The organism is Pseudomonas sp. DR208 (assembly GCF_019823005.1).
In the GTDB taxonomy this organism is placed as follows: Bacteria; Pseudomonadota; Gammaproteobacteria; order Pseudomonadales; family Pseudomonadaceae; genus Aquipseudomonas; species Aquipseudomonas extremorientalis.
On sequence record NZ_CP081944.1, the window covers coordinates 5,073,318 to 5,098,104 of the forward strand.

General features: G+C 61.4%; 26 protein-coding genes and 1 pseudogene. 7 read left to right on the top strand and 20 right to left on the bottom strand.

All coding sequences use genetic code 11. The features are described from left to right. The first annotated feature begins 281 nt into the window (after window positions 1-281). Both K5K89_RS22795 and K5K89_RS22800 read left to right on the top strand, forming a co-directional pair. A complete protein-coding gene (locus K5K89_RS22795; RefSeq protein WP_222540316.1) occupies window positions 282-719 on the top strand; it encodes a hypothetical protein in 438 nt (145 codons plus the stop codon). 240 nt (window positions 720-959) lie between these two features. After that, window positions 960-1,457 (top strand): hypothetical protein, encoded by a 498-nt coding sequence (locus tag K5K89_RS22800; RefSeq protein ID WP_222540317.1) that lies wholly within the window; start codon window positions 960-962, stop codon window positions 1,455-1,457. A gap of 39 nt (window positions 1,458-1,496) precedes the next feature. On the opposite strand, the gene K5K89_RS29055 is transcribed toward K5K89_RS22800, so the two are convergent. The 3 genes and pseudogenes from K5K89_RS29055 to K5K89_RS22810 form a co-directional block, all read right to left on the bottom strand. Next, window positions 1,497-2,066 carry a methyl-accepting chemotaxis protein gene (locus K5K89_RS29055; RefSeq protein ID WP_371322067.1) on the bottom strand — a complete coding sequence of 190 codons (570 nt, stop codon included), beginning with the start codon at window positions 2,064-2,066 and terminating at the stop codon, window positions 1,497-1,499. After that, window positions 2,040-2,816 (bottom strand): annotated as a pseudogene (locus K5K89_RS29060) (PAS domain-containing protein); the annotation flags it as partial. The pseudogene K5K89_RS29060 and the gene K5K89_RS29055, both read right to left, overlap by 27 nt. 150 nt (window positions 2,817-2,966) lie before the next feature. Then, a complete protein-coding gene (locus K5K89_RS22810; RefSeq protein WP_071489475.1) occupies window positions 2,967-3,836 on the bottom strand; it encodes a LysR family transcriptional regulator in 870 nt (289 codons plus the stop codon). Between the two features lie 96 nt (window positions 3,837-3,932). Between K5K89_RS22810 and gstA the strand changes: the two genes are divergently transcribed. Further along, window positions 3,933-4,535 (top strand): glutathione transferase GstA, encoded by a 603-nt coding sequence (gene gstA / locus K5K89_RS22815; protein ID WP_071489474.1) that lies wholly within the window; start codon window positions 3,933-3,935, stop codon window positions 4,533-4,535. Here the strand turns inward: gstA and K5K89_RS22820 are convergent. From K5K89_RS22820 to K5K89_RS22860, 9 genes are all read right to left on the bottom strand, one after another. Further along, window positions 4,475-5,905: an aromatic amino acid lyase gene (locus tag K5K89_RS22820; protein ID WP_222540318.1), complete on the bottom strand. Its 1,431-nt coding sequence runs from the start codon at window positions 5,903-5,905 to the stop codon at window positions 4,475-4,477. The two genes, gstA and K5K89_RS22820, sit on opposite strands and share 61 nt — an antisense overlap. Continuing rightward, complete coding sequence (locus tag K5K89_RS22825; RefSeq protein ID WP_222540319.1) at window positions 5,902-6,906, bottom strand: ornithine cyclodeaminase family protein; 1,005 nt, start codon at window positions 6,904-6,906, stop codon at window positions 5,902-5,904. Before K5K89_RS22825 ends, K5K89_RS22820 begins: the two co-directional genes overlap by 4 nt. 56 nt (window positions 6,907-6,962) lie before the next feature. Next, window positions 6,963-7,889, bottom strand: coding sequence for an aliphatic sulfonate ABC transporter substrate-binding protein (locus K5K89_RS22830; protein WP_092247027.1), 927 nt, complete (start codon window positions 7,887-7,889; stop codon window positions 6,963-6,965). After that, window positions 7,889-8,902, bottom strand: a complete 1,014-nt coding sequence (locus K5K89_RS22835; protein WP_071489470.1) for an ABC transporter substrate-binding protein — start codon at window positions 8,900-8,902, stop codon at window positions 7,889-7,891. The genes K5K89_RS22830 and K5K89_RS22835 overlap by 1 nt, the downstream gene beginning before the upstream one ends. A gap of 31 nt (window positions 8,903-8,933) precedes the next feature. After that, a complete protein-coding gene (locus tag K5K89_RS22840; protein WP_222540320.1) occupies window positions 8,934-11,570 on the bottom strand; it encodes a TonB-dependent receptor plug domain-containing protein in 2,637 nt (878 codons plus the stop codon). Window positions 11,571-11,685: 115 nt separating this feature from the next. Continuing rightward, complete coding sequence (locus K5K89_RS22845; RefSeq protein WP_222540321.1) at window positions 11,686-12,630, bottom strand: FecR domain-containing protein; 945 nt, start codon at window positions 12,628-12,630, stop codon at window positions 11,686-11,688. Then, the gene (locus K5K89_RS22850) at window positions 12,627-13,136 is read right to left on the bottom strand and encodes a sigma-70 family RNA polymerase sigma factor (protein ID WP_071489467.1); all 510 of its coding nucleotides are present in this window, start codon (window positions 13,134-13,136) and stop codon (window positions 12,627-12,629) included. The genes K5K89_RS22845 and K5K89_RS22850 overlap by 4 nt, the downstream gene beginning before the upstream one ends. A 108-nt stretch (window positions 13,137-13,244) precedes the next feature. Beyond that, window positions 13,245-14,036 carry a phosphate/phosphite/phosphonate ABC transporter substrate-binding protein gene (locus K5K89_RS22855; protein ID WP_071489466.1) on the bottom strand — a complete coding sequence of 264 codons (792 nt, stop codon included), beginning with the start codon at window positions 14,034-14,036 and terminating at the stop codon, window positions 13,245-13,247. Window positions 14,037-14,045: 9 nt separating this feature from the next. Further along, a complete protein-coding gene (locus tag K5K89_RS22860; protein WP_093125349.1) occupies window positions 14,046-14,975 on the bottom strand; it encodes a fatty acid desaturase in 930 nt (309 codons plus the stop codon). 301 nt (window positions 14,976-15,276) lie between these two features. On the opposite strand from K5K89_RS22860, the gene K5K89_RS22865 reads away from it, so the two are divergent. Together K5K89_RS22865 and K5K89_RS22870 are read left to right on the top strand one after the other, a co-directional pair. Beyond that, window positions 15,277-15,714, top strand: a complete 438-nt coding sequence (locus K5K89_RS22865) for a GNAT family N-acetyltransferase (protein ID WP_071489464.1) — start codon at window positions 15,277-15,279, stop codon at window positions 15,712-15,714. Between the two features lie 59 nt (window positions 15,715-15,773). Next, on the top strand, window positions 15,774-16,592 hold the full coding sequence (locus K5K89_RS22870; RefSeq protein ID WP_102592894.1) for a class I SAM-dependent methyltransferase: 819 nt from the start codon (window positions 15,774-15,776) through the stop codon (window positions 16,590-16,592). Window positions 16,593-16,668: 76 nt separating this feature from the next. Here the strand turns inward: K5K89_RS22870 and def are convergent, their stop codons facing one another. The 3 genes from def to K5K89_RS22885 all read right to left on the bottom strand — a co-directional run bounded on the left by def (window position 16,669) and on the right by K5K89_RS22885 (window position 18,520). Further along, window positions 16,669-17,208 carry a peptide deformylase gene (gene def, locus K5K89_RS22875; protein WP_092247002.1) on the bottom strand — a complete coding sequence of 180 codons (540 nt, stop codon included), beginning with the start codon at window positions 17,206-17,208 and terminating at the stop codon, window positions 16,669-16,671. A 3-nt stretch (window positions 17,209-17,211) separates the two neighbouring features. Continuing rightward, window positions 17,212-18,165: a YihY/virulence factor BrkB family protein gene (locus K5K89_RS22880; RefSeq protein WP_058423207.1), complete on the bottom strand. Its 954-nt coding sequence runs from the start codon at window positions 18,163-18,165 to the stop codon at window positions 17,212-17,214. Window positions 18,166-18,334: 169 nt separating this feature from the next. Beyond that, a complete protein-coding gene (locus K5K89_RS22885; protein WP_016973106.1) occupies window positions 18,335-18,520 on the bottom strand; it encodes a CsbD family protein in 186 nt (61 codons plus the stop codon). Window positions 18,521-18,720: 200 nt separating this feature from the next. Between K5K89_RS22885 and K5K89_RS22890 the strand changes: the two genes are divergently transcribed. Then, window positions 18,721-19,098 carry a hypothetical protein gene (locus K5K89_RS22890; protein ID WP_016973105.1) on the top strand — a complete coding sequence of 126 codons (378 nt, stop codon included), beginning with the start codon at window positions 18,721-18,723 and terminating at the stop codon, window positions 19,096-19,098. Between the two features lie 148 nt (window positions 19,099-19,246). Beyond that, complete coding sequence (locus K5K89_RS22895; RefSeq protein WP_222540322.1) at window positions 19,247-19,963, top strand: autoinducer binding domain-containing protein; 717 nt, start codon at window positions 19,247-19,249, stop codon at window positions 19,961-19,963. Window positions 19,964-20,007: 44 nt separating this feature from the next. Here the strand turns inward: K5K89_RS22895 and K5K89_RS22900 are convergent, their stop codons facing one another. The 5 genes from K5K89_RS22900 to K5K89_RS22920 are packed head-to-tail and all read right to left on the bottom strand — an operon-like array spanning window position 20,008 to window position 24,782. Next, window positions 20,008-21,246, bottom strand: coding sequence for a cupin-like domain-containing protein (locus K5K89_RS22900; RefSeq protein WP_222540323.1), 1,239 nt, complete (start codon window positions 21,244-21,246; stop codon window positions 20,008-20,010). A gap of 12 nt (window positions 21,247-21,258) precedes the next feature. Then, window positions 21,259-22,578, bottom strand: a complete 1,320-nt coding sequence (locus tag K5K89_RS22905; protein WP_222540324.1) for an MFS transporter — start codon at window positions 22,576-22,578, stop codon at window positions 21,259-21,261. After that, the gene (locus K5K89_RS22910; protein ID WP_071489458.1) at window positions 22,575-23,738 is read right to left on the bottom strand and encodes a ThiF family adenylyltransferase; all 1,164 of its coding nucleotides are present in this window, start codon (window positions 23,736-23,738) and stop codon (window positions 22,575-22,577) included. The genes K5K89_RS22905 and K5K89_RS22910 overlap by 4 nt, the downstream gene beginning before the upstream one ends. Before the next feature lies 1 nt (window position 23,739). Next, a complete protein-coding gene (locus K5K89_RS22915; RefSeq protein ID WP_222540325.1) occupies window positions 23,740-24,015 on the bottom strand; it encodes a MoaD/ThiS family protein in 276 nt (91 codons plus the stop codon). Next, window positions 23,976-24,782, bottom strand: coding sequence for an aKG-HExxH-type peptide beta-hydroxylase (locus K5K89_RS22920; RefSeq protein ID WP_071489456.1), 807 nt, complete (start codon window positions 24,780-24,782; stop codon window positions 23,976-23,978). Before K5K89_RS22920 ends, K5K89_RS22915 begins: the two co-directional genes overlap by 40 nt. Window positions 24,783-24,787 lie beyond the last annotated feature (5 nt).

Below are 24,787 nucleotides of genomic sequence, written 5' to 3' on the forward strand. Positions count from 1 at the left end.
GTCTGGATGTAGCAAACCCCGACACTATCGAAACAACTGCCATGCCTCACCCAACTCTGGAACACGAGCAGCTATTAGAGCTCTTATATGAAATTCAAATAGACCCAAGTCTAAAATTGCCACATCTCTCCAGTATAAAAGTCAAACACCGAACCCTACCTCGCTCACCGCAACGAATCTACTGTCAACCTTTACAGTAGACAAAATAACGCGCCCATTTACACTCAATCCATCTCTAAAAAGAGATAGAACCCTCTAACTCAAACAGGAAGAAACTCGCCATGACCGCAAATACGAAGCCAATCCCCCCGAGCTTCATAACCAATAAAACGCCAAAGGCCACTGGACACTTCCGGGTCTCCGAGTCGCCTCAAGGCAGTTTCACAACAGACAGGGTCTTTCTGTCACAGACAGAACAATACAATATCGTGGAATGCATTATAAAATGGCCCAATGGAGAAGAAGCCATTATTAGTTTGATTGTCGACAAAGTTCCAGGAGAATCGAACGGAACATTCCCCGGGGCTGGCATACGCCCTTGGTCCACTTACAACTTTTCGGACGCCAGCGGAAATGGTAGTTTCTACTGGTCCGATACAGGCTCCTACCACATCGATTATATTCCGAACACCCAACATGTCACTGGATCCGTAACATTCACCTCAAACCGTGGCGGAAAAGAAGTCGAAGTTAAATATGTTTTTGATGTTTCTGTCTAAAGTTAGACCTTAAAACGTTTTGCCTTCGATATCCATTTAAATAGGGATCAAACGCAGCCCGAAGCTGCCAGTATGCCGAACCAGCTTTGGAAAACATCGCCCATTGACGGCAACGGCTGGCCGCCGGCAGGACAACCCTTGCCGCGCCGGCCACGCCATCCCCAATAAAACCGGGCACTTCACGCCCGGCACGCTATTTGCTCCACCTGTGGCACCGCACATTTCCACAGGTGACCGATCATGCTGGTTAACAACAACACCCAAGCCGTGTCGACCGTTCAACAGATCAAACGGCCCGACATGGACCCCGCCAACGCCGCCGCCAGCGCGCTGTACAGCGGTGCCCTGCAGGCCGCGCAGCAAAGCTTGACCGTGCCGGCCGCGCAGAAGGAACTGGACAAGGCCGCCGACCGCATCGACGAAGCCTTCGCCAAGACCCGTGTGCAGTTGCAGACCAGCGCGGCGACCTCGGATGTGCCGGCTACCAGCGCCACCTCCGGCGCACGTGCCGAGTTCACGGACTACATGAGCAAATCCCCGGCCGAGCGTATCCGCGAGCAATTGCTCAAGGAGCAGGGTTTGACCGAGGCGGATGTGCAGAACATGTCCCAGGAAAAGCAGGACGCTATTTCCAAACAGGTGGCTGAACGCCTGAAGCAGCAGCAAGAACAGCAAGTAGCGGCGAAAACCGCTGAGCCGCAGGCGCAGACAGTCAAAGAAACCCTGGCTGCGATCTGACGCCATCCGCCCCTGCGGGAGCGAACGCGCTCCTGCAGGCTATTGCAGTTGCAATGTCGAGTTGAACTGCCCGATCGCATCCACCACATGCCGTGACCCTTCCTGGATTTCCAGGATCACCTGCCCCGCCTCATTCGCCAGTTCCACCCCCAGCCCCGTGCGGCTCAAGCTCGACTGCATGCTCGACACCGCGCTCAGCGACAGGTCGTGGTTCTTGCGCACCACATCGACAATCTCCACCGTCGCCTGGCTGGTCCGTGCCGCGAGGCTGCGCACTTCATCGGCCACCACCGCAAAGCCGCGCCCATGCTCGCCCGCCCGCGCCGCTTCAATCGCCGCATTGAGCGCGAGCATATTGGTCTGTTCGGCAATACTGCGGATGGTCTGCACAATGCTGCCGATGATGTCCGATTGCTTGTTCACCGCATCAATGCTCTGCGCCGCCTGGTTCAGGTCGTTGGAAATTTCTTCAATGATCTGCACGGTCTGCTGCACCACCTCCGAGCCCTTGCGCGCGCAGACATCGTTTTGCACTGACGTCGCGTGAGCCGAGTCGGCGGCGTTGCGCAGGGTGGTGACCTGGTCGGTAATGTCGCTGGCGAACTTCACCACTTTGTACAGGCGCCCGCTGGCGTCGAAGATCGGGTTGTAGGACGCCTCCAGGAACAATGTCTTGCCGTATTTGTCTTTGCGCTCGAAACGGTGCGAGTGGTACTCGCCGCGGTTCAGGGACGCCCAGAACGCCTTGTAGGCTGGCGACTCGACGTCACAGCGATGGCAGAACAGGCTGTGGTGCTGGCCGACGATTTCATCCAGGGAGTACTGCACGGTTTTCAGGAAGTTTTCGTTGGCGTTGAGGATCTGGCCCTGGGGAGTGAACTCGATCACCGCCATGGAACGGCTAATGGCATCGATCAGGCTCTGGTTTTCATGTTCATGGTGAACCCGCGCGGAAATATCCGAAGCGACCTTGATCACGCTCTGCACGTGATTGTCCTTGTCCAGCACCGGCATGTAGCTGGCTTCGAGCCACACTTCCTGACCGTGCTTGTTCAAGCGCATGAAGGTGCCGCTGAGCGCCTCGCCCCGCGCCAGGTCGTGCCATAGCTTGGCGTAGGCGTCGGTGTGGGTGTAAGCCTCGTCGCAAAAGATGCGGTGGTGTTTGCCGCGGATGTCTTCAACGCTGTAGCCCATGGTTTTGCAGAAGTTGTCATTGGCGTCGAGGATCACGCCGCCAGGGTCGAATTCGATCATGGCCATGGAACGGCTGATGGCGGCGAGCTTGGCGTTGGATTCGGACAGCGCGCAGGAGAAACGTTCGATTTGCTGCAGGTCGGATTTGTGGTGGAGGTTGAACATGTTCGGATCACCCTTCAATTACCAGCGCCTGGCGGGGCGCATTCCATTCACGGATCGAATACAGTCGCAAACCATCCAAATCGCTTTATATACCAAGCGTCATCAACGGTTCTGGATGAGCATAGACAGGGCTTGGCACTCTGCAAGCCACTAGTCAGCCAGCATTTCTAACAATGCACGGGCGGCGGCTGAAGGTGGACGATTTGGCGTACCGACCAAGGCAAATTCACGGTGCAGCGGCATCTTCAGTGCCATCACCCGCAGCCCCTTACGCTGGATAGGCAGGGCCATTTCCGGCACCAGCGTGACACCAACCCCCTCGCGCACCAGGCTGAAGGCACTGTTCCATTCGCGCACTTCCACGCGGATATCCCGCAGGGTCAGCCCCGCTGCGGCCCCCAGGCTGCGCGCATTGGCGGTACAGCCACCGGTGGCCAGCACGAAAGGCTGCTCCAGTAACTCCTCAAGCGACACACACGCATCAGCCGGGCGTTGCGCCAGGGCATGGTTCGCTGGCAGCACGGCCATCCATAAGTCACGGCCCAACACGGTGGCATTGCGCTCGGGCGCGGGGTTGAGCACCACGCCCAGGTCGATGAGGCCGGTGTCGAGCAGGGTGAGTACTTCGTTGTCGGTGACATCCAGGGTGGTGACCTCGATGCCGGGATAGAGCTGCGCAAAACGCTGCAACGCAGGTGTCAGAAACGTCGCCAGCACCCTCGGGAAACTGGCGATGCGAATCGTCCCCCGCAGCATGGGCCTGGCTTCGTCCACAGTGCTGCGGATCGCCTGCAAGGCACCGAGCATCACCCGCGCCTGTTCGATCACACTCAAGCCCAACGCCGTAGGCAAGGTCTTGCGCGGTTCACGGGTGAACAGTTGCGCGCCCAACGTCGCCTCCATGCCGGCCATGGCCTGGCTGGCAGCGGACTGGGTCATGCCTACCCGCTCGGCGGCGGCGGTGATGCTGCCGTGATCGGCCACGGCCACCAGCAGGCGCCAGTGCATCAGGTTCATCATGGCAGTAGCTGTCCTTATGGCAGGGGTCTGAAGGTTTAATTTTACGCACGGTGCCACGCCCGCGAGACTGGCGCAAATTCAACGGAGCTGCCCCAGATGAAACTGTATTTCTTCCCTTACGCCTGTTCCCTCGCCCCGCATATCGTGTTGCGCGAATTGGCGTTGCCGTTCGACCTGGTGCTGGTCGATAACCAGGCCAAGATCACCGCCGAGGGCGAGGACTTCCTGCAGATCAACCCCAAGGGCTACGTCGCCGCCCTGAAACTGGACAACGGCCAGGTACTGACCGAAGCCAGCGCGATCCTGCAATACCTCGCCGACCTGAAACCCGCCGCTGGCCTGGCCCCTGCCAATGGCAGCTGGGAGCGGGTGCGTTTGCAGGAATGGCTGAATTTTATCGCCACCGAGATTCATGGCGGCCTGGCGGTGTTCTTCAACGACGCGATCCAGGGCGACGTGCGCGCGCTGTTCGAGGCCACACTCTTCAAGCGTTTCGCGGTGCTGGTGCAAACGCTGGAGCGCCAGGATTACCTGCTGGGGTCGCACTACTCGGTGGCGGATGCCTACCTGTTCGTGGTGCTGCGCTGGGCCGCGTTTCACGCAATTGACCTGGGCCGGTGGCCGGCGCTGGCGGCGTTTCAGCAACGGGTGGGTGAGCGACCTGCGGTGGTTGCCGCATTGGCCGCTGAAAACCCATGAGTTGAGATGAAGCGGCTCAGCGCCAACACATCCACCGAGCCCGAGCGATCCTGATCCAGGTGCGCCACCTGGCTGCGCACCTCGGCATGGATCTGTCCGGAGCCCTGCCCCAATCGCACCGCACCCCGCAGGTCCACCGCCTGCGCCGCGACGATCAGCTCGATGCTGACCAGCCACACGACCCGCTCGACCAACCGCCGGGTCTTGTCGACCACCGCCAAGGCCTGCCCCGCATAGTCTTCGACACGATCCGCCACCGGCACGCTCACCGCCGGCAGGGGATTGGCCAAGTGTCCGATTTCCGCGACCAGCGCCGAACTGGTGCGCTGCAACGCGGCCATGCCGACATGACCCGGTTGAGTGATCAGGAAGCGCGGCAAGTCACTGGAGCCAGGCGAGAGCAACTTGGCGATGCGTTCTGCACCGCACGCCGCCACTCGATTCAGCGCCAGGCCCAGCCCTTCTGCGGCGAGCGCCAGATGCGTGCTGTCGAAATTCGCCGTGGCCAACACCAGCGCTTCCTCGCTGATCAATGCCGGATTGTCCGCGCCGCTGCGCAGTTCCAGTTCGATCAGCTCATGCAACTGGTGCAACGCCTGCTGCGCCGCGCCCTGGACCACCGTGGCGCAGCGAAAGCTCAGTGGGTCTTGCAGGCGACGTGGGCTGTCCGCCAACTCGCCCCCCGCCAGCAAGCGCAACAGCGCCGCCGATTGCTCGGTTTGCCCCGGGGCCGGGCGCAGGCGTGAGGCCCATGGCTGGAACGCACTGAGATTGGCGCGGTAGCCTTCACACGACAACGCCAGCGCCGCGAGCACAGCCTCCAACGCCTGCTGCGCCTCAGCCACCAGCAACGCACCGAGCCCAACGCTGGCGGCATTCGCCGAGACCAGCGCCAAGCCATCCTTACCGGTCAAAGGCACCGTCAGCGCCAGGCTCAGGTGCGACAACGGCGCCAGGTCGCTTTCGCCCAGGGAACCCAGCAACGGCACCTCGGGCTCGACGCCTGAGTTGAGCAGGTCCAGCAATGCCTGCGCCGCTGCCGGTGAAATCCCCGAGCGCCCCTGGGCCAACCCGGCCAGGCGCGTGGCGGTGATGGCGCGCAACTCCTGGCGATTGGCAAGCCGCCCCACCCCCACCGCACGCCCCAACGGAATGCTCGCCTGCACCGGCGCCACCGGCGTACCCACCGCCGCGCCAAGGCCGGTGTTGACGCCATAGATCGGCGTGCCGTCAGCCGCCAGTTTCACCAGCAGCCGATGGCCTTCGTCGATACGTTGACGTGCCGATTGACTGAAATCCGCCGGTATATCCTGCCGCGCAATCGCCAGCAAATCCGCCAGTACCAAGCCTTGGGGGTCGAAGTGAATCATGCCCAGCGCAACCGCTGGCCGATGCCCAGGCGCCTGGATTTCTCCAGCAGCGCATGGCCCAATGCGATATCACTGAGGCTCAGCCCGCGATGCCAGAACAGGATGGTTTCCTCGGGGGTTTCCCGGCCATTCTTCAAGCCGGCCACGATCTGGCCCAACTCGGCATGCAGGGTCTCGGCGCTGAGTTTTCCTGCATCGACATGGGCACGCAACGAACCGAACAGACCGCCCTTGCACTGGCCCCAATCATCCACCACCAACTTGCTCATGATGTCGGTGAGCGACAGTTCCACCGCGCTCATGGTGCCGTAGGGCACCACGAAGGCGCCGGGTTTGATCCACTCGGTGCGCAACAGCGGTTCGGGCTGGTCCAGGCGCGAGGCCTCGACGACGATGTCGGCGCCACGCACGGCGGACTCCCAATCGTCGGTGACGATCACCGGTTTACCCAGGTCCCGGCGCAGGCCTTCGGCAAAGGCCTCGCGGCTTTCACTGCGGCGCGAGTGCACGCGGATTTCGTCGAAGTCGAACAGGTGATCCAGCAAGCGCACGTTCCAGTAGGCCGTGCCGCGCGCGCCGATATGCGCCAGCACTTTACTGTCGGGCCGGGCCAGGTATTTGGCGCCAATGGCCGTGACCGCGCCGGTGCGCATATCGGTGATCGCCGAGGCATCCAGGATGGCCCTGGGAATGCCGGTGGCCGGGTCCAGCAGGTTGAGAATCGCCAGTTCCGAGGGCAGGCCCTTGCGATAGTTGTCGACAAAATCCCCTACCACCTTGACCCCGGCATAACCGATAGCGCCGCCAAGCACACCGCGCAGCACGTTGAAGTGGCCGTTGATCTCGCCACCGGGAATCAGGTGGGTACGCGGCTCGATCACCGCCTCGCCACGGCCCTGGATCGCCAGGCTGGCTTCGATGGCGCTAAGGATTTCATCGTTGGAGAGACCCAGTTCGTCGATGTCGAGGCCGTTGAGAAAATCGATGTAGATCGGTTGCATGGTCTGCTCACTGATTAAGGGCTTTTGTGGTTGTGGCAAGTCCGCTCACCACACATTCATGGCGCCTTGAAGACGGCTTGCTGCACGTCGACCTTTTTCGGGATCAGGCCGTTGGCGAAGAACAGGTCCGCCGTGCGTTGCTGGGTCGCGACGTCCGAGGCTTGCAGCGGCCGGATCGGCGCGGGCGAGCGGTGTTCGAAGTAGCTTTTCACCACCGCCGGTTGCAGGCCCAGGGTCTTGGCCATCAGTGCGATGCTTTCTTCGGGCTTGTCGAGGGACAGGCGCTGCGCCTTGCCCAGGGTCTGGATGATCGTGCCGATGGACTGCGGGTACTGCTTGGCAAACGGGCTGCTGACCACAAAGAAACTGCCGGCCGGGTTGAGGCCCTGGCCGTCACCCAGCACACGGGCGGAGCCGTCGACCACGGCGGCGGAGTAGTACGGGTCCCACACCACCCAGGCATCGACTTTGCCTTGCTCGAACGCAGCACGACCATCGGACGGCGACAGGTACACCACGTTCACGTCCTTCCATTGCAGGCCGGCGCGCAGCAGGCTTTTGAGGAACAGGTTGTGCGCGCTGGAGCCCTTGAGCAGCGCCACGCGCTTGCCCTTCAGTTCAGCCACGCTCTGCACCGGACTGGCCTTGGGCACCAGCACCGCCTCGGTCTTGCCCTCGTTGGGCTCGACGGCGAAGTATTGCAAGTCGATGCCGGCGGCCTGGGCAAAGATCGGCGGGATGTCGCCGATATTGCCGATGTCCAGGCTGCCGCCATTCAGCGCTTCGATCAGCGGCGGGCCACCGAGGAATTCGATCCACTGCACCTGCGTGCCGGGCAGCGCCGCTTCGAAGAGTTTGTGCTCACGGGCCAACACCATGCTCACCGAGCTTTTCTGGTAACCGATGCGCAAGGTGGAGGGCTCGGCCGCCAGCACGTGACCGGCGATCAACGAAAGTACAGCTGCAGCGAAGACTTTAAGCATCAGAGCGCTCCCTTGACCTTGGCCGCGACATCCGCCGGCACCCATTGTTGCCAGACGTCTGGATGGTCCTTGAGGAACGCTTCAGCCACCTGGCGGGGCGGCGTGCGTTTCTCGCTCATGTCGCCGAGAATGCCGTTGAGCAGATCAATCGGCAGGTCGACCTTTTCAAACACACTCACCAGTTGCGGGTACTGCGCCTTGAACGGCGCCGACACACCAATCGCCAGGCGTGCCGGCATCGAGCGGGTGCCGATGGGGTTGGGGTTTTTCGCGTCGGACAGGGTCTTCCAGGCATCAGCGTTGAACGGCGGCTCTTCCAGCTTGACCAGCTTGAACCGGCCCAGCAGCGGCGTTGGCGACCAGTAGTAGAACAACACCGGCTTGCCACGGCGGATCGACGAGGCCACTTCGGCATCCAGCGCCGCGCCGGAGCCGGTGCGGAAGTTGACGAAGCTGTCAGTGAGTTTGTAGGCCTTGAGTTTCTGGCTGTTGACGATCTCCGAGGTCCAGCCGGTGGGGCTGTTGAGGAAGCGCCCACGGCTCGGATCTTCGGGGTCGCGGAACACATCCTTGTAGCGCGGCAGGTCGGCCACCGACTTCAGGTCCGGCGCCAGGGGCTTGATACCGCGTGCCGTATCGCCCTTGATCACGAACTCCGGCACCCACCAGCCTTCGGTAGCGCCTTTGACCGTGTCGCCCAGGCCGAACACCTTGCCCTCGTTTTCCGCCTTGACCCACGCCGGACTGCGCCCGGCCCACTCTTCGCCGATCACCTGGATATCGTCCTTGGCCAGGGCGGCTTCCAGGCTCACGGTGCTGCCGGGCAGGGTGTCGGTGGGCAAGCCGTAGCCCTTCTCGACGATCAGGCGCAGCACCTCGGTGATCAGGCTGCCGCTTTCCCAGGTGATGTCACCGAAGTGGATGGGTTTGACGGCTTCGGCGGCGTGGACGGTTGGGGACAGCAGGCTCAGAGCCAGCAGGCCGCCGCCCAGGAGTTTCTTCAGATGCTTCATCGGCAACCTCATAGTTGTGCGGTGATGTTCGTTAAAAGTCATAACTGAGCCGCGTGTAGTAGAACGCCCCTTCCGGCGCCGACGGCGACAGGTAGCTGTACTGCTGGCCCGGGGTCTGGCGCAGGCGGGTGTTGAAGTCGTCGGGTTTGCTGTCGAACAGGTTGTTGGCGCCGATCGACAGGCGCAGTTGCTGGGTGAACGCGTAGTTCACGTCCAGGTCGGTGTTCCATTGCGCGGCGAAGGTCTGGTCGTACTGGGCGTTGGCTGCGCTGGCGGCGTATTTGCGGTACTCGCCGTAGCGGGTTTCGCTGAGGGCGATGGTCCAGGCGCCGATGCGGTGGGTGGCGCCGAGCACCAGCTTGTCTTCGGGGTAACCGTGTTCGAGGAAACCACGGGCTTCGCGGGTGAGGATGTCGAACCCGTTGGGGTTCTCGTGGACCTTCTCAATCGTGGTGCGCGCCCTGGTGTAACCGGCCGACAGGCTCAATGCGCCGTACTGCGCCAGGTCCAGGTTGTACTTGCCGACGATGTCGACACCCCGCGTGCGCGTATTGGCCGCATTGGTCATGAACTGCGCCCAGGTGTACTGGCCAAACCCGGCCTGCTGCAGGATCTGTTCGGCGCGCGGCCCGGAAATGCCGCCGCTGTAGAGCAGGCGGTCACGGATCGAAATCTGGTAAGCGTCAATGGTCAGGGACGCGTTTTCGACCGGCCGCAGCACCAGGCCCAGGGAGTAGTTGGTGGACTTCTCGGGCTTGAGCGGCTCGGCGCCCAGGGCACGGGCGGCCGGGTTGTCGGCGGGCAGCATGCGCGTCAACACCGGGTTGCCGTTGATGTCGACGTTGGTGGTGGTGGTCCACGACGTGCCGATCTGGCCCAGGGTCGGTGCGCGGAAGGAGTTGTTCACCGTGGCGCGCAGGCCCACCTGCGGGGTGAAGTCATAACGCGCCGAGAGCTTGCCGGTGGTGGCCGAACCGAAGTCCGAGTAGTGCTCGGTACGCCCGGCCAGGCCGATCTGGAATTTATCGGTGAGCTGATGTTCGAGGCCGAAGTACACACCGCCGACATCACGCTTGTAGGTGCCGGCGTCATCCGGCGTGAGCCCGGAGGCTTGCACCGCTCCGACCTGCACGCCGTTGATGCCGCCAAAGGAGTAAGACTCGTAGTCGCCCTCTTCCAGCCGATATTGCTCATGGCGGTAGGCAATGCCCGCCGAGACGGTCAGCGGATGGCTCGACCAGTTGACGTCCAGATCCTTGGCGTAATCCAGGCCGAGGTTGGTCTGCTCGTTGACCAGGGTGGCCACGTCGAACTTGGTCGGGCTGTTCAAGCCGTAGCTGGGGTTGACCGTGTTGAAGGCCAGTTCATCGTGCTGGTCGCGTCCGTAGGTGGCACTGAGGTCGAAGCGGCCGAGGGTCTCGTCTTCGTAGCGGGTGCCGACGGTCAGCGCACCGTCCTCATAGCGGTAGCGGTACTTGGGAATGGTGCCGTTGGGGTAGATGCCCGGCACGTTGTTCGGGTTGTTGGCCAGCAGCGGCGGCGTGTTGTTCACCGACTTGTCCTGGCCGAAGGTGGCGAAACTGTAGAGCCGCCACTGGTCGTTCAGGCCGATTTCGGCATTCGCCGCCAGGTTGAATTTATCGCGCCCGGCACCGCCCCAGCGGGGGTCTTGCAGTTGGCCGTCGGCGACATATTTGTCGCCAATGTCGGTGGGTTTGTTGTTGAGGGTGTTGAAGCTCAGCGTGAGGAAACCATCCCCCGGCAAGCCCAGGCCGTACCAGCCATCGGTGGTCTTGCTGAAGCCGTCGCCCTGGGCGTATTTGCCCAGCTGGGTGTTGACCTGGCCGCCGCTGTCACGCTCCTTGAGCACGATGTTGACCACGCCCGCCACCGCATCCGAACCGTATTGCGCCGAGGCGCCATCGCGCAGCACTTCGACGTGGTCGATGCTGCTGATGGGGATCATGTCCAGGTCCACCGGCTGCGCGCCAATGAACGGCACGCCACCGGAGATGTTCACCACCGCCGAAGCATGGCGGCGCTTGCCGTTGATCAGCACCAGCGTCTGGTCCGGGGCCAGCCCGCGCAGGGATGCGCCCTTGGGGTTCTGGCCACGGGTGGCGCTCTGGTTCTGCGGAAAGTTGAACGACGGCAGCAATTGGAACAAAGCCTGGTTGAGGCTGGTGGCGCCGGTCTGCTTGAGTTCTTCGGCGTTGATCACATCCACCGGCGCGGCGCTGGTGAGGGCCGTGGCGTCACTGCGCCGGGTGCCGATGGCGACCACGCGGTCCAGGGTCGGGGCCTGGGCGGCGCTGGTCTGGGCCTTGACGTTGCGGATGGCGTTGTTGCTCGCGCTTTCCTTGATGATGAACGCGCCGTCCGGGCTGACCTGGACGTGCAGGCCGGTGCCCTTCAGTGCGGCGTCGACGGCCTGTTGCGCCGACAGCGAACCGTCTACGCTGGACGAAGAATAGTTTGCCAACTGTGGCGTGAACGAGATCACTTGGCCGCTTTGCCGGCTGATATCGAGCAGTACTTCATCCAACGGGCCAGGGGCAATATGGTAGACCTGGCGCGCCTCTTCGGCACTGGCGGCGAACGTGAAAAACAGACTGGCCAACGGCACCAGGGCAAAGGTTCGACGCGGCAAACGGTTGAACTGACTCACTTTGGCTCCCCCCAAGGAAACTCGAGAACGCTGCTCCCCGCAGCGCTTACGGGAGTGATGTGGCACGGCCGGGGGGAAACTTGCAGATCGTTTGGTTATGTCGATAGAACCAAGGTCACGCGGCATTGACGTTCACCCACAAACCGGTGCGGCGAGTGATGTGGATCGGCAAGGTGCGCGCCAGGGTATCGAGGATTTGCTGGGGGTTGTCCAAGCGGTACAGGCCGCTGACACGCAGTCCCGCCACGGAGGGGTCCAGGCGCAACAGGCCATTGTGGTAAGGCCGCAGCGCCTCGATGACTTCAGACAGCGGGCGGTCGCGCACTTGCAGGAAGCCGTCGACCCAGGCCGTGGCTCCGGAGGAGCTGGCCTGCACCGGGCCGAAACCGGCACGGTCGTAGTGCACCTCATGGCCGGCGGCAAGTTGCAGGCGCTCGCCGTTCTGGCTGTCGATTTCCACCGCGCCGTTCAGCGCCACGACCTGGCCCTGCCCTGCCCGCTCGCGCACCAGGAGGCGGTTGCCATAGGCACGCAAACGCGCCTGGTCGGTCTGGATCATAAAAGGCCGAACGCGATCGCCAGCCACCCTGGCCAGCAACTCGCCTTCGCGCAGGCGCACCAGGCGCCGTTGTGGGTCGAACTGAATATCCGCCGCGCTTTGCGCGTTGAGCGACAGCTCGCTGCCGTCGTCCAACGTGACGGTGCGGCGCTCGCCGGTGCCGGTGCGGATATCCGCCGTGAGGTCCGCCAACGGCACACCCAGCGGCTTGGCCAACCAAGTCGCGCCGGCAGCCACACCAGCACCGACCAGCGCGACCTGTAACACCTGGCGACGGCTGGACGGTGCGTCCAATGCCTGCTGCAACAGCTGGCCGCTGACCCCTTGTGCCTGGGGAATCTGGAACACGCCGAGGCGCGTTTCCAACTGCCGGCACAACGCGTCATGGCGTGGGTCGGCGGCACGCCAGAGTTGGTAGCGCTGCCAGTCGCCCGCCGTGGCCTGGCCGGAACGCAGCAGCACGTACCAGCGCGTGGCGTCGTTGATCAGGTCGTCGTTCATTCCAGGCACAGCCGCAGGCAACGGTTGAAGGCGCGGGTCATGTAGTCGCTGACCGAACGCTGGGAAATCCCCAGCTCGGCGGCGATTTCCGGGTAGGTCAGGCCATTGAGTTGCGAAAGCAAAAAGGTCGCCTTGACCTTGGCCGGCAAGCCGTCGAGCAACTGGTCGATGGCGTGCAGGGCTTCGAGCATTTGTGCCAGCGCCTCCGCAGACGGTGCGGTGCACGTCTCGTCATGGTCGAGCGCTTCGAGGTAGGCGCGCTCCAAATCACGGCGACGCCACAACTGGTACATCAGGCGCTGGGCGATGGTGGTGAGCAAGGCGCGGGGCTGGCGGATAGGCACCACACCCGGCGCACTCAGGAGCTGGACGAAGGTGTCGGCGGCAATGTCTTCGGCGTGGGCGCGGGAATCGAGATGGCGGTGCAAACGGCTGCACAGCCAGTCGTAATGACTGCGGAACAATCCGCCCACGTAATCGCTGTGAGAAGTGTCGGCGCCGGACATAGTGGCTCCATTTGAGAGGGTTGCACGTTATGTCCGGTGTTCCGGTGGAGCGATCCTAGCAAGGCTGCTTATTCTTTAATAATATTTAAAAGGTATTTTTATATAACTCTATTGAAGTACAGGATAGCCGACGTTGACGGCCTGATCCTGGTAGGTCAAGAGCACCGCGTAGTCGTCTTCGCTGGCGGGGAATACTTCATGCAAGCCCAGTGTCTCGGCCACCTCGGGTAAGTCCTGCAACGCCTGGTTCATCGCCCGGCGGATCTGAACCACCTGTTCATCACTCAAGCCCGGCGGGCCGATGTAGGGCAAGGTCGGGCTCGGCGCACTGTGGGTGACGATGCGCAGCCCCGCCACCTCTTGCGGCGCGAAGCGGGCGAGGTAGTCGTAGGTCACGCTGTCGATAGCGGCGAGGTCGGCACGGTCTTCGCGCAGCCAGCGCAGGCTTTCGCGATGGGCGCCGCTGATGCCGACACTGGCGAAGAAACGCCCGTCGCGCTGCAGCGGCGCCAGGCGTTCGCGCAATAGGTTCATGCCGCTGTTGGAGTCGTGGCCGTTGATCACGCCACGGCTGTTGTAGAAGTCCGCCAGAGGGTGGCGCGGGTTGTCGTCGCGGGTCAGCAACAGGCTGCAATGTTCGCCCCGGCTGCTGTGGGGCAGCTCATAGCGCGGTCGACCGATCACGCGGACCTGGCCGCGCAATTGGGTCATCAGTGGATAACCGCAGGTTTGGGTCACCAGCAATTCGGGGGCGAGCCACAGGCCCGGCAAGTCCAGATGATCGGCATTGAGACGGCGCAGTCCGAGGTGTTCAAGGATGCGCTCCAGCCACTGTTGGTTGGCCTGCCGGATCGGCTCGGGCGCGACATACATCAGCAGTTCGGCGTAGTGCTCACTCATGCTCTTCTCTCACGCAAAGGGGTGCCGGGGGCTGTCGATGGCCTTGAGCCCGTGGCGGCCGATCAACTGGCCGTAGCCTTGCACCAGGAAGCCGCCGCTGCGTGCGATCCATTGTTCACGCCGGGCACGGTAGACCGTGGGCAGCAAGTACCAGGGCAGTTTCGGCAAATCGTGGTGCACCAGGTGCAGGTTGTTATTGAGGAACAGCCAGGTCCACGGCCAGGACGCTTCGTTGAGCACGCTGCGTTGCTCGGGCCGGGGGTGCGGGCGGTGTTCATAGTAGGAACGGATCGAGGCCAGGGACAAGGCCGGCACGCTGACCAGCAGCAGGTAATGCCCCACCGACAGCGCGCTGTAGTGGGCGATGAATATCAACATCAGCACGGTGACGGCACCGTGGGCCAGCCACATCGGCCATACCTGGGGCAGGCGCTGGCATTCGTGGCGGATCAGGCGGCCAATCGCCAAAGGGGCAGAAAGCAGGAAGCGGCCGAGCACGGTCTTGGTCACCCCATGCACGCCGCGTTCGAACAGCGAGCTGTGGTCCCATTGCTGCTGGGTGAGGTAGCGGCTTTCCGGATCGATGCCCGGCAGGGTCAAGTCTTCGTCGTTGTGGTGCAGCAGGTGGCTGTCGCGGTACAACGTGTAGGGGTACCACACGGCAAAGGGTGCATAGCCGAGAAGTTTATTGAGCAGCAGCGAACGGGTGGGATGGCCGTGGAGCAGTTCGTGTTGGACCGACAACCACAGCGTCACGAGCGGGATCAACAGCAGTGTGCTCAACCACGGGCCCAGCCAGTGACTGCCAAGGATCACGGCAAACCAGCCGGCGTATACGCCGATCAACAGCAGCCAGGTCGGCCATTCGGTTCTGGCGGTAAAGCATTGGGCCAGGGTTTCGATTTCCCGGCGTTGGGCAGGATCAAGGTAGTGGGCCATCGGCAGCTCAGAGCAGGTGTTTCCTGCTCTGTGCAATGGCGCGGGAAAATCTTGCAGAACGTTTGGCTATAAGCTTGTAACTCAGTGACCGAACAGGCCTGTCTCGGTTTTCTTGGCTTTCTTGTCGGCGCGTTTTTCATCCGCGGTCTTCGCCGGTTTTTTCTTCGCGGCTTTCTTTGAATCCATACCTTTGGCCATGATGCGTACTCCACTTTAAGGGGATGCAGTCATGGGTATACCACCTATTGCCTCGCACAAGGCGTTTATAATCCCCGGCCCTTGATCACGCTGCCTGAAGACCATGCCCCCATTGCACATCGAACCGCTGGCCGAGCCCTTGTGGCCCCTGCTGAACAAGTTTTACCGCAGCCACAATTCGTCGATGAAAGCGCTCAAGGGCGGGCGCTTGTGGGTGGCGCGCGACAGCGAGATTGTCGCCGGCCTGTGCCTCACGCCCGTGGTTGGCGGGCAGTGGTTGACCGGGGTGTTCGTTGACCCGGCCTATCGCGGCCAAGGCTTGGCGGCGCGGCTGATCACGGCGGCTGCGGCCGATGTGAACGGTACGTTGTGGTTGCTGTGCCATCCGGAACTGGAAGGGATGTACCGGCGCATGGGCTTCACCCAGGACACGCTGCTGCCGCAGTCGCTCAACGAACGGCTGGTGCGCTACAAGCGCAACAAACCGATGATCGCGATGGGCTTAGATCGTTTGGTGAGGTCGACCACCGATAATGTGTGATCAGCATGTACAGGGCCCATGCTAGCCTCGGCGGCTCAATGGCCCTTTACAGGATGATCATGAAAACGACGCTCGCAGCCCTCTCCCTCACCGCCCTGCTCGCCCCGGCCTTGAGCCAGGCCGCCGACGCACCGATCAGCGCCCGGCAGTACCAAAGCGTGCTGGCCGGCAGTTGGCGCGACCCGGCCAACAGTGCCCGCGACGGCTATCGCCACCCGCAACAGACCCTGGAGTTTTTTGGCCTGGGCGCCAGGCAAACCGTGATCGAGATCACCCCGGGCGGCGGCTGGTACAGCGAAGTACTGGCGCCGTTGCTCAAGGATCAAGGGCACTACATCGCCGCCGTGCAGGCCGCGAGCAGCAGCGCCTACGCGCGCACGTCGGAAGAGAACCTGAAGAAGAAATTCGCGGCCGACCCTACGCGCTACGGTAAGGCCTCGGTGGTGGAGTTCGATCCCAAGGCGCCGGTATTCGGCAAACCCGCTTCGGCGGATGCGGTGCTGACGTTTCGCAATGTGCATAACTGGGTAGCGGCAGGCACCGCGCCGGCCACCTTCAGTGCGTTCTACCGGGTACTGAAACCGGGCGGTGTGCTGGGTGTGGAAGATCACCGGGCCAAGGACGGGGCGGATCTGCAGGCAATCAAGGACAGCGGCTACCTGACCACCGCCCAGGTGGTGAAGCTGGCGACCGATGCCGGGTTCAAGCTGGCGGGACAGAGCGAGGTGAATGCCAACCCGAAGGACACCAAGGATTACCCGGCGGGCGTGTGGACGTTGCCGCCGACGTTGAAATTGGGAGAGCAGGACAAAGCGAAGTATGTGGCGATTGGCGAGTCGGATCGGATGACGTTGCGGTTCGTCAAACCGACCCAATAACCCGCCTTGAAATACAGTCACCCTGTGGGAGGAGGCTTGGCCCCCTCCCACAGGGTGATCTCAGTATGTCTGAGAGTTAGTCGTCGGCGGTGGGGTCCATGTCCGGGAACATCACCTCGATAAACCCGAACTTGCTGAAGTCGGTGATCCGCGACGGGTACAACCGGCCGATCAGGTGATCGCACTCATGCTGCACCACCCGCGCATGAAAACCGTCGGCAAACCGCACAATCGGCTCGCCCTTGGGATCAAACCCTTCATAGCGAATCTGCTGATAGCGGTTCACTGCACCACGCATACCGGGTACGGACAGGCAACCTTCGTACCCCTCTTCCAACACCGGGCTGAGGGGGGTAATCAACGGGTTGATCAGGATCGTCTGCGGCACCGGTGGCGCGTCCGGGTAACGTTCGCTGGCCTCGAAGCCGAAGATCACCAATTGCAGGTCCACGCCGATCTGCGGTGCGGCCAGGCCTACGCCGCCCACGTGTTCCATGGTCTGGAACATGTCATCGATCAATTGCCACAGCTCGGGGCTGTCGAACATTTCCGGCGGAACCGGAGGCGCGATACGCAGCAAGCGCTCGTCGCCCATTTTCAGGATTTCACGGATCATCGATCAGACTTCGTCAGGGGTGGGCTTGGAGTGGTCCCGGCCGAGGCCGGAGACGTGCTGTTTTTCGCCGACAGGCGGCGCGGACTGATCGAATTCCTTCTCACCCGGGTCCTTGCCTTCGGCGGACATGTGTTCGATCACCGCGTTCATTTCCGCCCCCAGCAGCAGCACGGCGGCGGAAATATAGAAATACAGGAGCAGCACGATGATCGCACCGATACTGCCATACATTGCGTTGTAGTCGGCGAAGGTTTTGACGTAGTAGCCAAAGCCCAGGGACGCGACGATCCACACCACCACCGCCAGCACGGAGCCTGGGGTGATGAAGCGGAATTTCTGCTCGACGTCCGGCATCACGTAGTACATGAGGGCCACGGCGAACATCAGCAAAATCACGATCAACGGCCAACGCAGGATGGTCCACAGGGTCACAACGAATTCCTGCATGCCGATCTGCCCGGCCAGCCACTCCATCACTTGCGGGCCCAGGACCATCAGCGCGGCCGCGGCCAGCAACATACCGGCGATGCCGACGGTGTAGAAAATCGACAGCGGGAAGCGCTTCCAGATCGGCCGACCTTCCACCACGTCGTAGGCGGCGTTCATCGCGCTCATCATCAGGCGCACACCGGCCGAGGCGGTCCACAGCGCAATCACGATACCCACCGACAGCAGGCCACCCTTGGATTGCTGCAACTGGTCGATCACCGGGTTGACCTGCTCGAGGGCCTGGGGCGGCAACACCAGCTCCGATTGCAGGCGCAGCCAGGTGAAGAAATCCGGCAGGTGCAGGAAACCGATCAGGGCAATCAGGAACAGCAGGAAGGGGAACAGCGAGAACAGCATCTGGTAGGCCAGTGCCGAAGCGTAGGTGGGCATTTCGTCATCGACGAATTCCTTGACGGTACGCAACAGCACTTTATGCAGCTTCAGACCATCGAGAACCGGAAAAATCATAGCGTCTCCTTTCGCCGCATAAAGGTTGAGTTTGTGGGCGACTCAGGGGCCGTTTTCTACATCAAGGTAGCCTATTTGGCGACCTTGAAACAATTTCGAAACTTTAATCACGCCATGTGACATAAAAACGGCCATCCGTGGATGGCCGTCAGGTTGCGCAAAAGCAGGCCTATTTGGTCGCTTTTTTTACCGCATCCTTGGTATCGCCGACGGCTTTTTCCACCTGGCCTTTCTTTTCCTGCACCACGCCTTCAGCGCGCAGTTTGTCATTACCGGTGACTTTGCCGACGCCTTGCTTGATATTGCCGACGGCCTCGTCTTTCAAGCCTTTTGCCTTATCCGCTGTGCTGCCCATGGTATTTCTCCGAAAGAACAATCAAAGGGTTTTGGTCATTACCTAAAGATTGACCCGGGGCCGTTCGGCAGAGTTTCAATTATTTTCGTCAGGCATTTCATCGCCGACCGCAGGTTTGGCTTTATGTTTTGCGGCCAACCCACGAGAATGCCCGGCACATTCAGGCTGTAACGCTGAAGCACAGATCCCGTAGGAAGGTTATGAAACTCAATAAAGCACAGGCCATCGCCCGCAGAAACACCGAACTGGGCGGTGCCGTACTCGGCGTCAACAACTGCCACTTCACCGACCTGGACCGCAAGCGCAACATCTGGTGGTTCGACCTGCCGGTGGGCCGGATTGCCGTGGGCCAGTACGAGTGGATCCACCTGTTGATGCACAACGCCGAGACCGATCAGTTGCTGCACCTGAAGGTGCCGACAGTGTTCCTGCGTGAAAAGCTCGAAGGCCTGGTGGTGCGCAATGCGGGCAAGCGCAAGCCTGAGATCACCCTGGAGCTGAGCGCGGACAAGGACTCGTTCTTGAAAGATGTGCGCCCTGCCGGGGCTGGCGTGAGCTTCGCGCAGTTCGCCCTTTAATTGCCTGTGCCGCAAACCCTGCCCAACTAATGAATGCCTGAAGTGATCTCGCGACTGTATTGACGCCGTCGCGAGACCTTCTTGCTTACATATATTTCAAAATGTAACTATACTAGCCTGCATTTTTCGAAAATGGAGAGTTCGGTATATGGAGCGGTATTTGTCATGGATACGACAACTCAATCAGCGCGCTGAAACACCTCAAACCCTTGAGGAATTTATTGAATCAGCCTCGTTATTCAGCCACACACTAGGCTTCGAATTCTTCTCCTACTCCGTGTGTGAAACCACGCCCTTCACGCGTCCGAAGATCCATGTATTTGGCAACTACCCCGGTCAATGGCTGCATCGATATAAAGAACAGAACTATACGGTCATTGACCCGACCATACGCCATTGCAAAGTCTCGTCTGAGCCTGTGCGCTGGTGCAGTGCCTTGTTTGAGACGTGTCCGCAACTGTGGACAGATGCCAAAGCCTTCGAACTAAACGTTGGCATCACCCAACCCTCTTTCAATGCCCGTGGCTATATCGCGTTACTTTCCCTGGCCAGAAAAAACACCTCTATTCAAGACCCCGAGTGGGAAGCGCTCAAACCGTTAATCAAAGCTTTCTCCGAAACCGTTGGCTACCGCATCTTCGAACTGGAAGATGCGCTGGCCAATACGTTGGATATCGAACTTGGACAAAAAGAGAAAGAAGTGCTGCGCTGGACCGCTGATGGAAAAACATCGGAAGAAATAGGCCGCATATTAAATGTGACCGCCGATGCGGTGAACTTCCACTTGCGCAACATTCAAAAGAAAATGGGGGCCTGCAATCGAGTTCAGGCGGTCACCTATGCAGTAGCCCAAGGCCACATATAGGCTATAGCGGCGTAGCTGAAGTCAGCAGCTACGCCAGCCGCCTGTCACGCAAACGTATCAATGGCAGCCTGCTCATACAGCCAGCGCACCACGTTTTGCACCTCATCCCCATCGGCCTGCACCCGCACCGGCCCCGCCCCCTGCAATACGCCGATCAAGTCACGCACGGCACTCAACTCCTGCACTCGCAACATCGCCCCGGCCGCAAACAGCAATCCTGCCTGTTCATTCAGTGCCAGCAGGTACAACGGGCTATCGGCTCTTGCCTGGAACCTGGCCTGCGACCAATCCACCACGGCCGAGCGCCCCACGGCGCGATCACGAATAATCCCGTTGGCAGACAACTTGAGCAGCATCTGGATTTTGCTGTTATCCCGGATTGTGTCGACAAACCTGGCAACCTGCACCGGCAGTTCTACATCGGCCAACGAGTCGAACACGCCACCGGGCACAGGGGTGATAGCGCCGGTCTGGGCACTACCGGCGCTCGAGGCAATGGCTGCCTTGATCGGGTTTTCACAGAAGCCCTGCGCCGTACCGTGACTGAACATGCCCACCGACACGGTGAGAGTCGTTTCCAACGCCTCCAATTTGTTGTAGTGCCACCAACCGGCGGGAATGAAGAAAATCTCACCGGCCTCGACCTCATAAATCGTGGCATCGCCGACATAGGGGCTGACGTCGATATGGCCGAAGCACACACCATTCAACGCAGACTTTTTCTCCAGGGCCATTTCATCGAAATACGCCGGCGGCCAGATCATCATGCGTTTGCGGCCATACAACGGAAACAAAAAGGTATCGCACGAATCGTTATGCAGGCCGATCCATGTGGAACGGTAGCGCCCACCGATAAAGACCGCGTTGGCCCCCGGATAAGGCATGCCGTAGCGCTCAATGTAACCGTGAGTGAATGCGCGCAACCGGGTGGCCACGGTACTGGAATGCTTCAGGCAGTAGTCGCGGGTGAACGTGATGCCCTCAGCGTTATTGAGGGCGGCAAAGTCCCGGACAAACTGCTCGAACCCGTCAAATGCCTGGGGAAACCCGGGCACTGCCGGTTGCTTGAGCATCTGGCCGTCCGCATTGACGGTCATGTCGCCTGACTCGACCACGTTGCGCGCCAGTTCAAAAACGTCCTCAAGGTTCATGAGCGGCTCGCGCAGTACGTCCTGCCCCATCACCACCGGTAGGGACTTGTCCTGGGAGAGACTGACGAAACGCTCCCAGAAAACCGCCGGTACCGTCGGCGTATTGTTAGCGTTGCGGGTCGTGGCAGTCATCGTTCGTCACCTTCAGTCCGGGAAAGCATCTGGGTAAAAATCCTTGTAGACGTTTTTGATCTGGTCATCGCTCATGCCCAAGACACGCACCAGGGCAGCACTGAACATGCACGGGACAACGGCCAGGACAATGAGCAAACCCAACGCGGCCATGGCGTAGCTCACGCCCAGCGCGCCGGAAAATGCCCCTCCTACCAGCGCGCCAAACGGAATGACCATGCCGGAAACAAACGAGGTCGCCGAACCGATCCGGTTGCGGTAATTGTCGGGCGTGGCCAGCATGCGCACCGTCGATGTGTTGACCGTGACCATGACCAGGCCAACCCCGCCGATGAACAACAGGGGTACGGTGACGCTGGCGAACCACCCGGGCCGGGCGTGGAAAAACTGACTGAAAAGTCCACAGCCCAGCATCGCCAACCCGACCAGCAGGAAACCGGCAAATACGACGCCGGGCCTGCCCCAGCGCCCGTTGGCCCGCTTGACCAGAAACAGGCTGCCGAGCAGCAACCCCACTGCAAAAGCGCCTTCCGTCACGGCGATCAACCACAGGTCCTGCGGAAAATAGCGGTTGATCAACACCGGAAACAGCACGGCGAACAGCGGGTACAACGAAAAGTTGACGATGAACGCCAGCAGGCTCAGGTTCCATTCAGGCTTGACCCGGTAGAGAGCGGTGAAGCCTTCACGGGTGCGTGTGTACCAGGCCGTCAGGTAGGAAAGCTGTCGCGCGCCCCCCACAGGGTTGGCGGCAGGCGTCCTGACCATGCCGATCAGCACCAACGCCACCAGCACTGCCGCTGCGTTGAGCCAGAGCGTGCCCAAGCCCCCCAGCGGCCCCAGTAGAATGCCGGCGGCCAATGGTCCCATCAACGCCGACGAAGAACCGACGATGCTCCTCAGCCGCACCGCATCGCTGACCCTGTGGGTAGCGACCAGGGCCGGCGTCAGGCTCATCTGGAGCGGATCGCGGATGCCGATGGCAACGCCCGACACGGCCAGGCAACCGGCGATCAGCCAGGGCAGGTACAGGTCCAGTGTGCCAAGGCCCGCCAGGACCAGCGTGGTCGCTGCGCTGAGGACGTAACAGCCCACCAGCAGGCGATGGCGATCATAGTGGTCGCCCAACCAGCCAAACAGGGCACGCGACAGCACATCCGCCAGGGTCGCAACCGCGACAAAGCCTGCAAAGGTCAGCGGATTCGCGGTCTTGCCCAGCACCCACCAGGCGATCGCAAACTGCCCACAGCGCGTGCCCACGGCGTTGAGGAAGGCCGCCCATTGGATGAGGTAGAAATCGCGCCCCAGGCCATTGAGGGACGAGCCACTCATTGCGGCACCCCGTCACGGCTCAACCGCGCCAGGCAACCGGCGGCCAGGTAGGCATCCAGCCCTCCGGTCAGGCTGCGGCATTGCCCGTCACCGACTATGGCGTTGATCGCGCTCAGGGCTTTCAAGCTGCGCACACCACTTTTGCAGTAGATCACCGTGTCGACGGCGGGCGCCGCCTGGGCCAGGCGCTGTGGCAACTGGTTCAAGGGCATGTTGATCCCGCCCAGGGAAATCGCCAGATGCTCGTGCTCATCCCGTACATCGATCAATTGCACGGGAACATCACTGCGCAACCGTCGCTCCAGCGCCAGAGGGGAAATGGCATACCGCTCGCCGACGGCCACCGCACAGCTCGCTTCAATTTCACGGGGCTGGAGGATCGAAGGCCGCTCGCCGCTCAAGGGGTTGCTCGCCCGGTGACGCACAGACACCTGGCGCAGGTGCAGGCTCAAGGCATCGAACAACATCAAGCGGTTGGCCGCCGGCTCGCCCACTCCGGCCAGGATCTTGATCGCCTCCAGCGCCTGGATCGAGCCGACAATCCCCGGCAGCACACCCAGCACACCGGCCTCGCCGCAATTTTGCGCCAGGCCGGCCGGGGGTGGTTCAGGGAAGATATCGCGCAGGTTGGTCGAGCGTCGCCCCTCGGCATCCGTCAGGTTGAAAACACCCACCTGCCCCTCGAACTGGCTGATCGAGGCATACACCAGGGGTTTGCCACCGAGGTAGCACGCATCGTTGAGCAGATATTTGGTGGTGAAGTTGTCCGTGGCGTCGACAATCACGTCATAGCCTTGCACATAGGCCAGTACGTTGCTTTGGCTGAGCCGTTCGGCGAAATGCCGGATGTCGATGTGCGGGTTGTTATCGAGCAGCTTCTGCCGAGCCACGGCTCCCTTGGGCGCGCCGATGTCCCCAACGCCGAACAATAACTGCCGATGCAGGTTGCTGACGTCGACGGTGTCATCCTCGACAATGCCGATGTGACCGACACCGGCCGCCGCCAGGTACATCAGCGCGGGGCAGCCAAGCCCTCCAGCGCCCACCACCAGCACCTTGCCAGCCTTGAGACGGGCCTGGCCTTCGGGGCCAAAGCCCTTGACCAGAAAATGCCGCGCGTAGTGGGCCTGTTCGTCGCCGCTGAAGCGTTCGTCGCTCATATCAGCCTCCCGCCACAGCGCTGATGATCAGGGCAGTGGAATGCGCGCTCAGGGGGATTTCACTCCACTGTTCTTCATCGGCGTAAGGGATGTCATCGATCACCAGGCTGATAAAAGGCTTGAGGCGGTATTCGCCTTCGACGATGGCGCTATACAGCAGGGGCTCGTCAGCGCGCAGGCCTTCCATCAGTTGCAGAGCGTTTGCACAGGGCAGCGTCCAGGTTTTCCGACCATTGGTCAGGTCGGCGAACTGGCTGGCAATAACGATTTGGGGCATGTCGGGTTTCCTTGCGAGGACACAATCAGGTCGTGATGGCAGTCACTCAGTGCGTTGAACACCAAGCGGCCCATCGGCGTGAAATACGGGCGTTCGGCGGCAATCTCCAGGCAACCGGCCAGATAACGTTGCAGGTACACCTGGCGCGGGGTGCCTGCCGCCGCGCCGGACACATCGCGGTAATACCTCAAGGCCGCGGCGGCAAAGTGCGCGGCCGCCATCACGCCACGCAACGTCTTGCCACGGGTGCCCGATGGCAGCACATAGTCCCTGGGCGCCTGCGACGTTTGCAGGTCATAAACCTCCATCACGAAGTTCAGCCAGATATGCGCGTGCTCATGCACCAGGGTTTCTTCCAGGGGAATGGCCGAGTCGAAGGCTTGTTCGCCCAGGTAAATGGTCTGGGGGATCAACGCACTGGTGGAGCTGCTCATGGGTTGCAACAACTTGCAGTAGCGAATGGGAATGTTGAAAAAGCTGCGCCAGGCGGGGCTCACCCGGCAGATGTTGGCCGTGGCGGACTGGATGCTCTGTTGCTCCACGGCCGAACAGGCTGTCGAGTCGAATTCCTCGACCTGGCTGGCGGCCAAGCGCTTGAACAGCGCACGGGCATTGACCGGCTCCAGGTAATCGGTCAACGCGTCATGGGCCTGCGGCGCCGCGTTACGACGGCTACAGGCAACAGCGGTCAGCAAGGTCGCCGGCCGCACACCTTCATTGATAAAAGGCAGGCCGCCAATCGTGTGGAAAAACGTGTCCGGGGTCATAGGCC

What these genes read in the sequence shown, in the direction of transcription:
- K5K89_RS22795 (WP_222540316.1), top strand. Translation starts at nt 282, where the DNA reads ATGACCGCAAATACGAAGCCAATCCCCCCGAGCTTCATAACCAATAAA.
- K5K89_RS22800 (WP_222540317.1), top strand. Translation starts at nt 960, where the DNA reads ATGCTGGTTAACAACAACACCCAAGCCGTGTCGACCGTTCAACAGATC.
- K5K89_RS22810 (WP_071489475.1), bottom strand. Translation starts at nt 3,836, where the DNA reads ATGATGAACCTGATGCACTGGCGCCTGCTGGTGGCCGTGGCCGATCAC.
- gstA (WP_071489474.1), top strand. Translation starts at nt 3,933, where the DNA reads ATGAAACTGTATTTCTTCCCTTACGCCTGTTCCCTCGCCCCGCATATC.
- K5K89_RS22820 (WP_222540318.1), bottom strand. Translation starts at nt 5,905, where the DNA reads ATGATTCACTTCGACCCCCAAGGCTTGGTACTGGCGGATTTGCTGGCG.
- K5K89_RS22825 (WP_222540319.1), bottom strand. Translation starts at nt 6,906, where the DNA reads ATGCAACCGATCTACATCGATTTTCTCAACGGCCTCGACATCGACGAA.
- K5K89_RS22830 (WP_092247027.1), bottom strand. Translation starts at nt 7,889, where the DNA reads ATGCTTAAAGTCTTCGCTGCAGCTGTACTTTCGTTGATCGCCGGTCAC.
- K5K89_RS22835 (WP_071489470.1), bottom strand. Translation starts at nt 8,902, where the DNA reads ATGAAGCATCTGAAGAAACTCCTGGGCGGCGGCCTGCTGGCTCTGAGC.
- K5K89_RS22845 (WP_222540321.1), bottom strand. Translation starts at nt 12,630, where the DNA reads ATGAACGACGACCTGATCAACGACGCCACGCGCTGGTACGTGCTGCTG.
- K5K89_RS22850 (WP_071489467.1), bottom strand. Translation starts at nt 13,136, where the DNA reads ATGTCCGGCGCCGACACTTCTCACAGCGATTACGTGGGCGGATTGTTC.
- K5K89_RS22855 (WP_071489466.1), bottom strand. Translation starts at nt 14,036, where the DNA reads ATGAGTGAGCACTACGCCGAACTGCTGATGTATGTCGCGCCCGAGCCG.
- K5K89_RS22860 (WP_093125349.1), bottom strand. Translation starts at nt 14,975, where the DNA reads ATGGCCCACTACCTTGATCCTGCCCAACGCCGGGAAATCGAAACCCTG.
- K5K89_RS22865 (WP_071489464.1), top strand. Translation starts at nt 15,277, where the DNA reads ATGCCCCCATTGCACATCGAACCGCTGGCCGAGCCCTTGTGGCCCCTG.
- K5K89_RS22870 (WP_102592894.1), top strand. Translation starts at nt 15,774, where the DNA reads ATGAAAACGACGCTCGCAGCCCTCTCCCTCACCGCCCTGCTCGCCCCG.
- def (WP_092247002.1), bottom strand. Translation starts at nt 17,208, where the DNA reads ATGATCCGTGAAATCCTGAAAATGGGCGACGAGCGCTTGCTGCGTATC.
- K5K89_RS22880 (WP_058423207.1), bottom strand. Translation starts at nt 18,165, where the DNA reads ATGATTTTTCCGGTTCTCGATGGTCTGAAGCTGCATAAAGTGCTGTTG.
- K5K89_RS22885 (WP_016973106.1), bottom strand. Translation starts at nt 18,520, where the DNA reads ATGGGCAGCACAGCGGATAAGGCAAAAGGCTTGAAAGACGAGGCCGTC.
- K5K89_RS22890 (WP_016973105.1), top strand. Translation starts at nt 18,721, where the DNA reads ATGAAACTCAATAAAGCACAGGCCATCGCCCGCAGAAACACCGAACTG.
- K5K89_RS22895 (WP_222540322.1), top strand. Translation starts at nt 19,247, where the DNA reads ATGGAGCGGTATTTGTCATGGATACGACAACTCAATCAGCGCGCTGAA.
- K5K89_RS22900 (WP_222540323.1), bottom strand. Translation starts at nt 21,246, where the DNA reads ATGACTGCCACGACCCGCAACGCTAACAATACGCCGACGGTACCGGCG.
- K5K89_RS22905 (WP_222540324.1), bottom strand. Translation starts at nt 22,578, where the DNA reads ATGAGTGGCTCGTCCCTCAATGGCCTGGGGCGCGATTTCTACCTCATC.
- K5K89_RS22910 (WP_071489458.1), bottom strand. Translation starts at nt 23,738, where the DNA reads ATGAGCGACGAACGCTTCAGCGGCGACGAACAGGCCCACTACGCGCGG.
- K5K89_RS22915 (WP_222540325.1), bottom strand. Translation starts at nt 24,015, where the DNA reads ATGCCCCAAATCGTTATTGCCAGCCAGTTCGCCGACCTGACCAATGGT.
- K5K89_RS22920 (WP_071489456.1), bottom strand. Translation starts at nt 24,782, where the DNA reads ATGACCCCGGACACGTTTTTCCACACGATTGGCGGCCTGCCTTTTATC.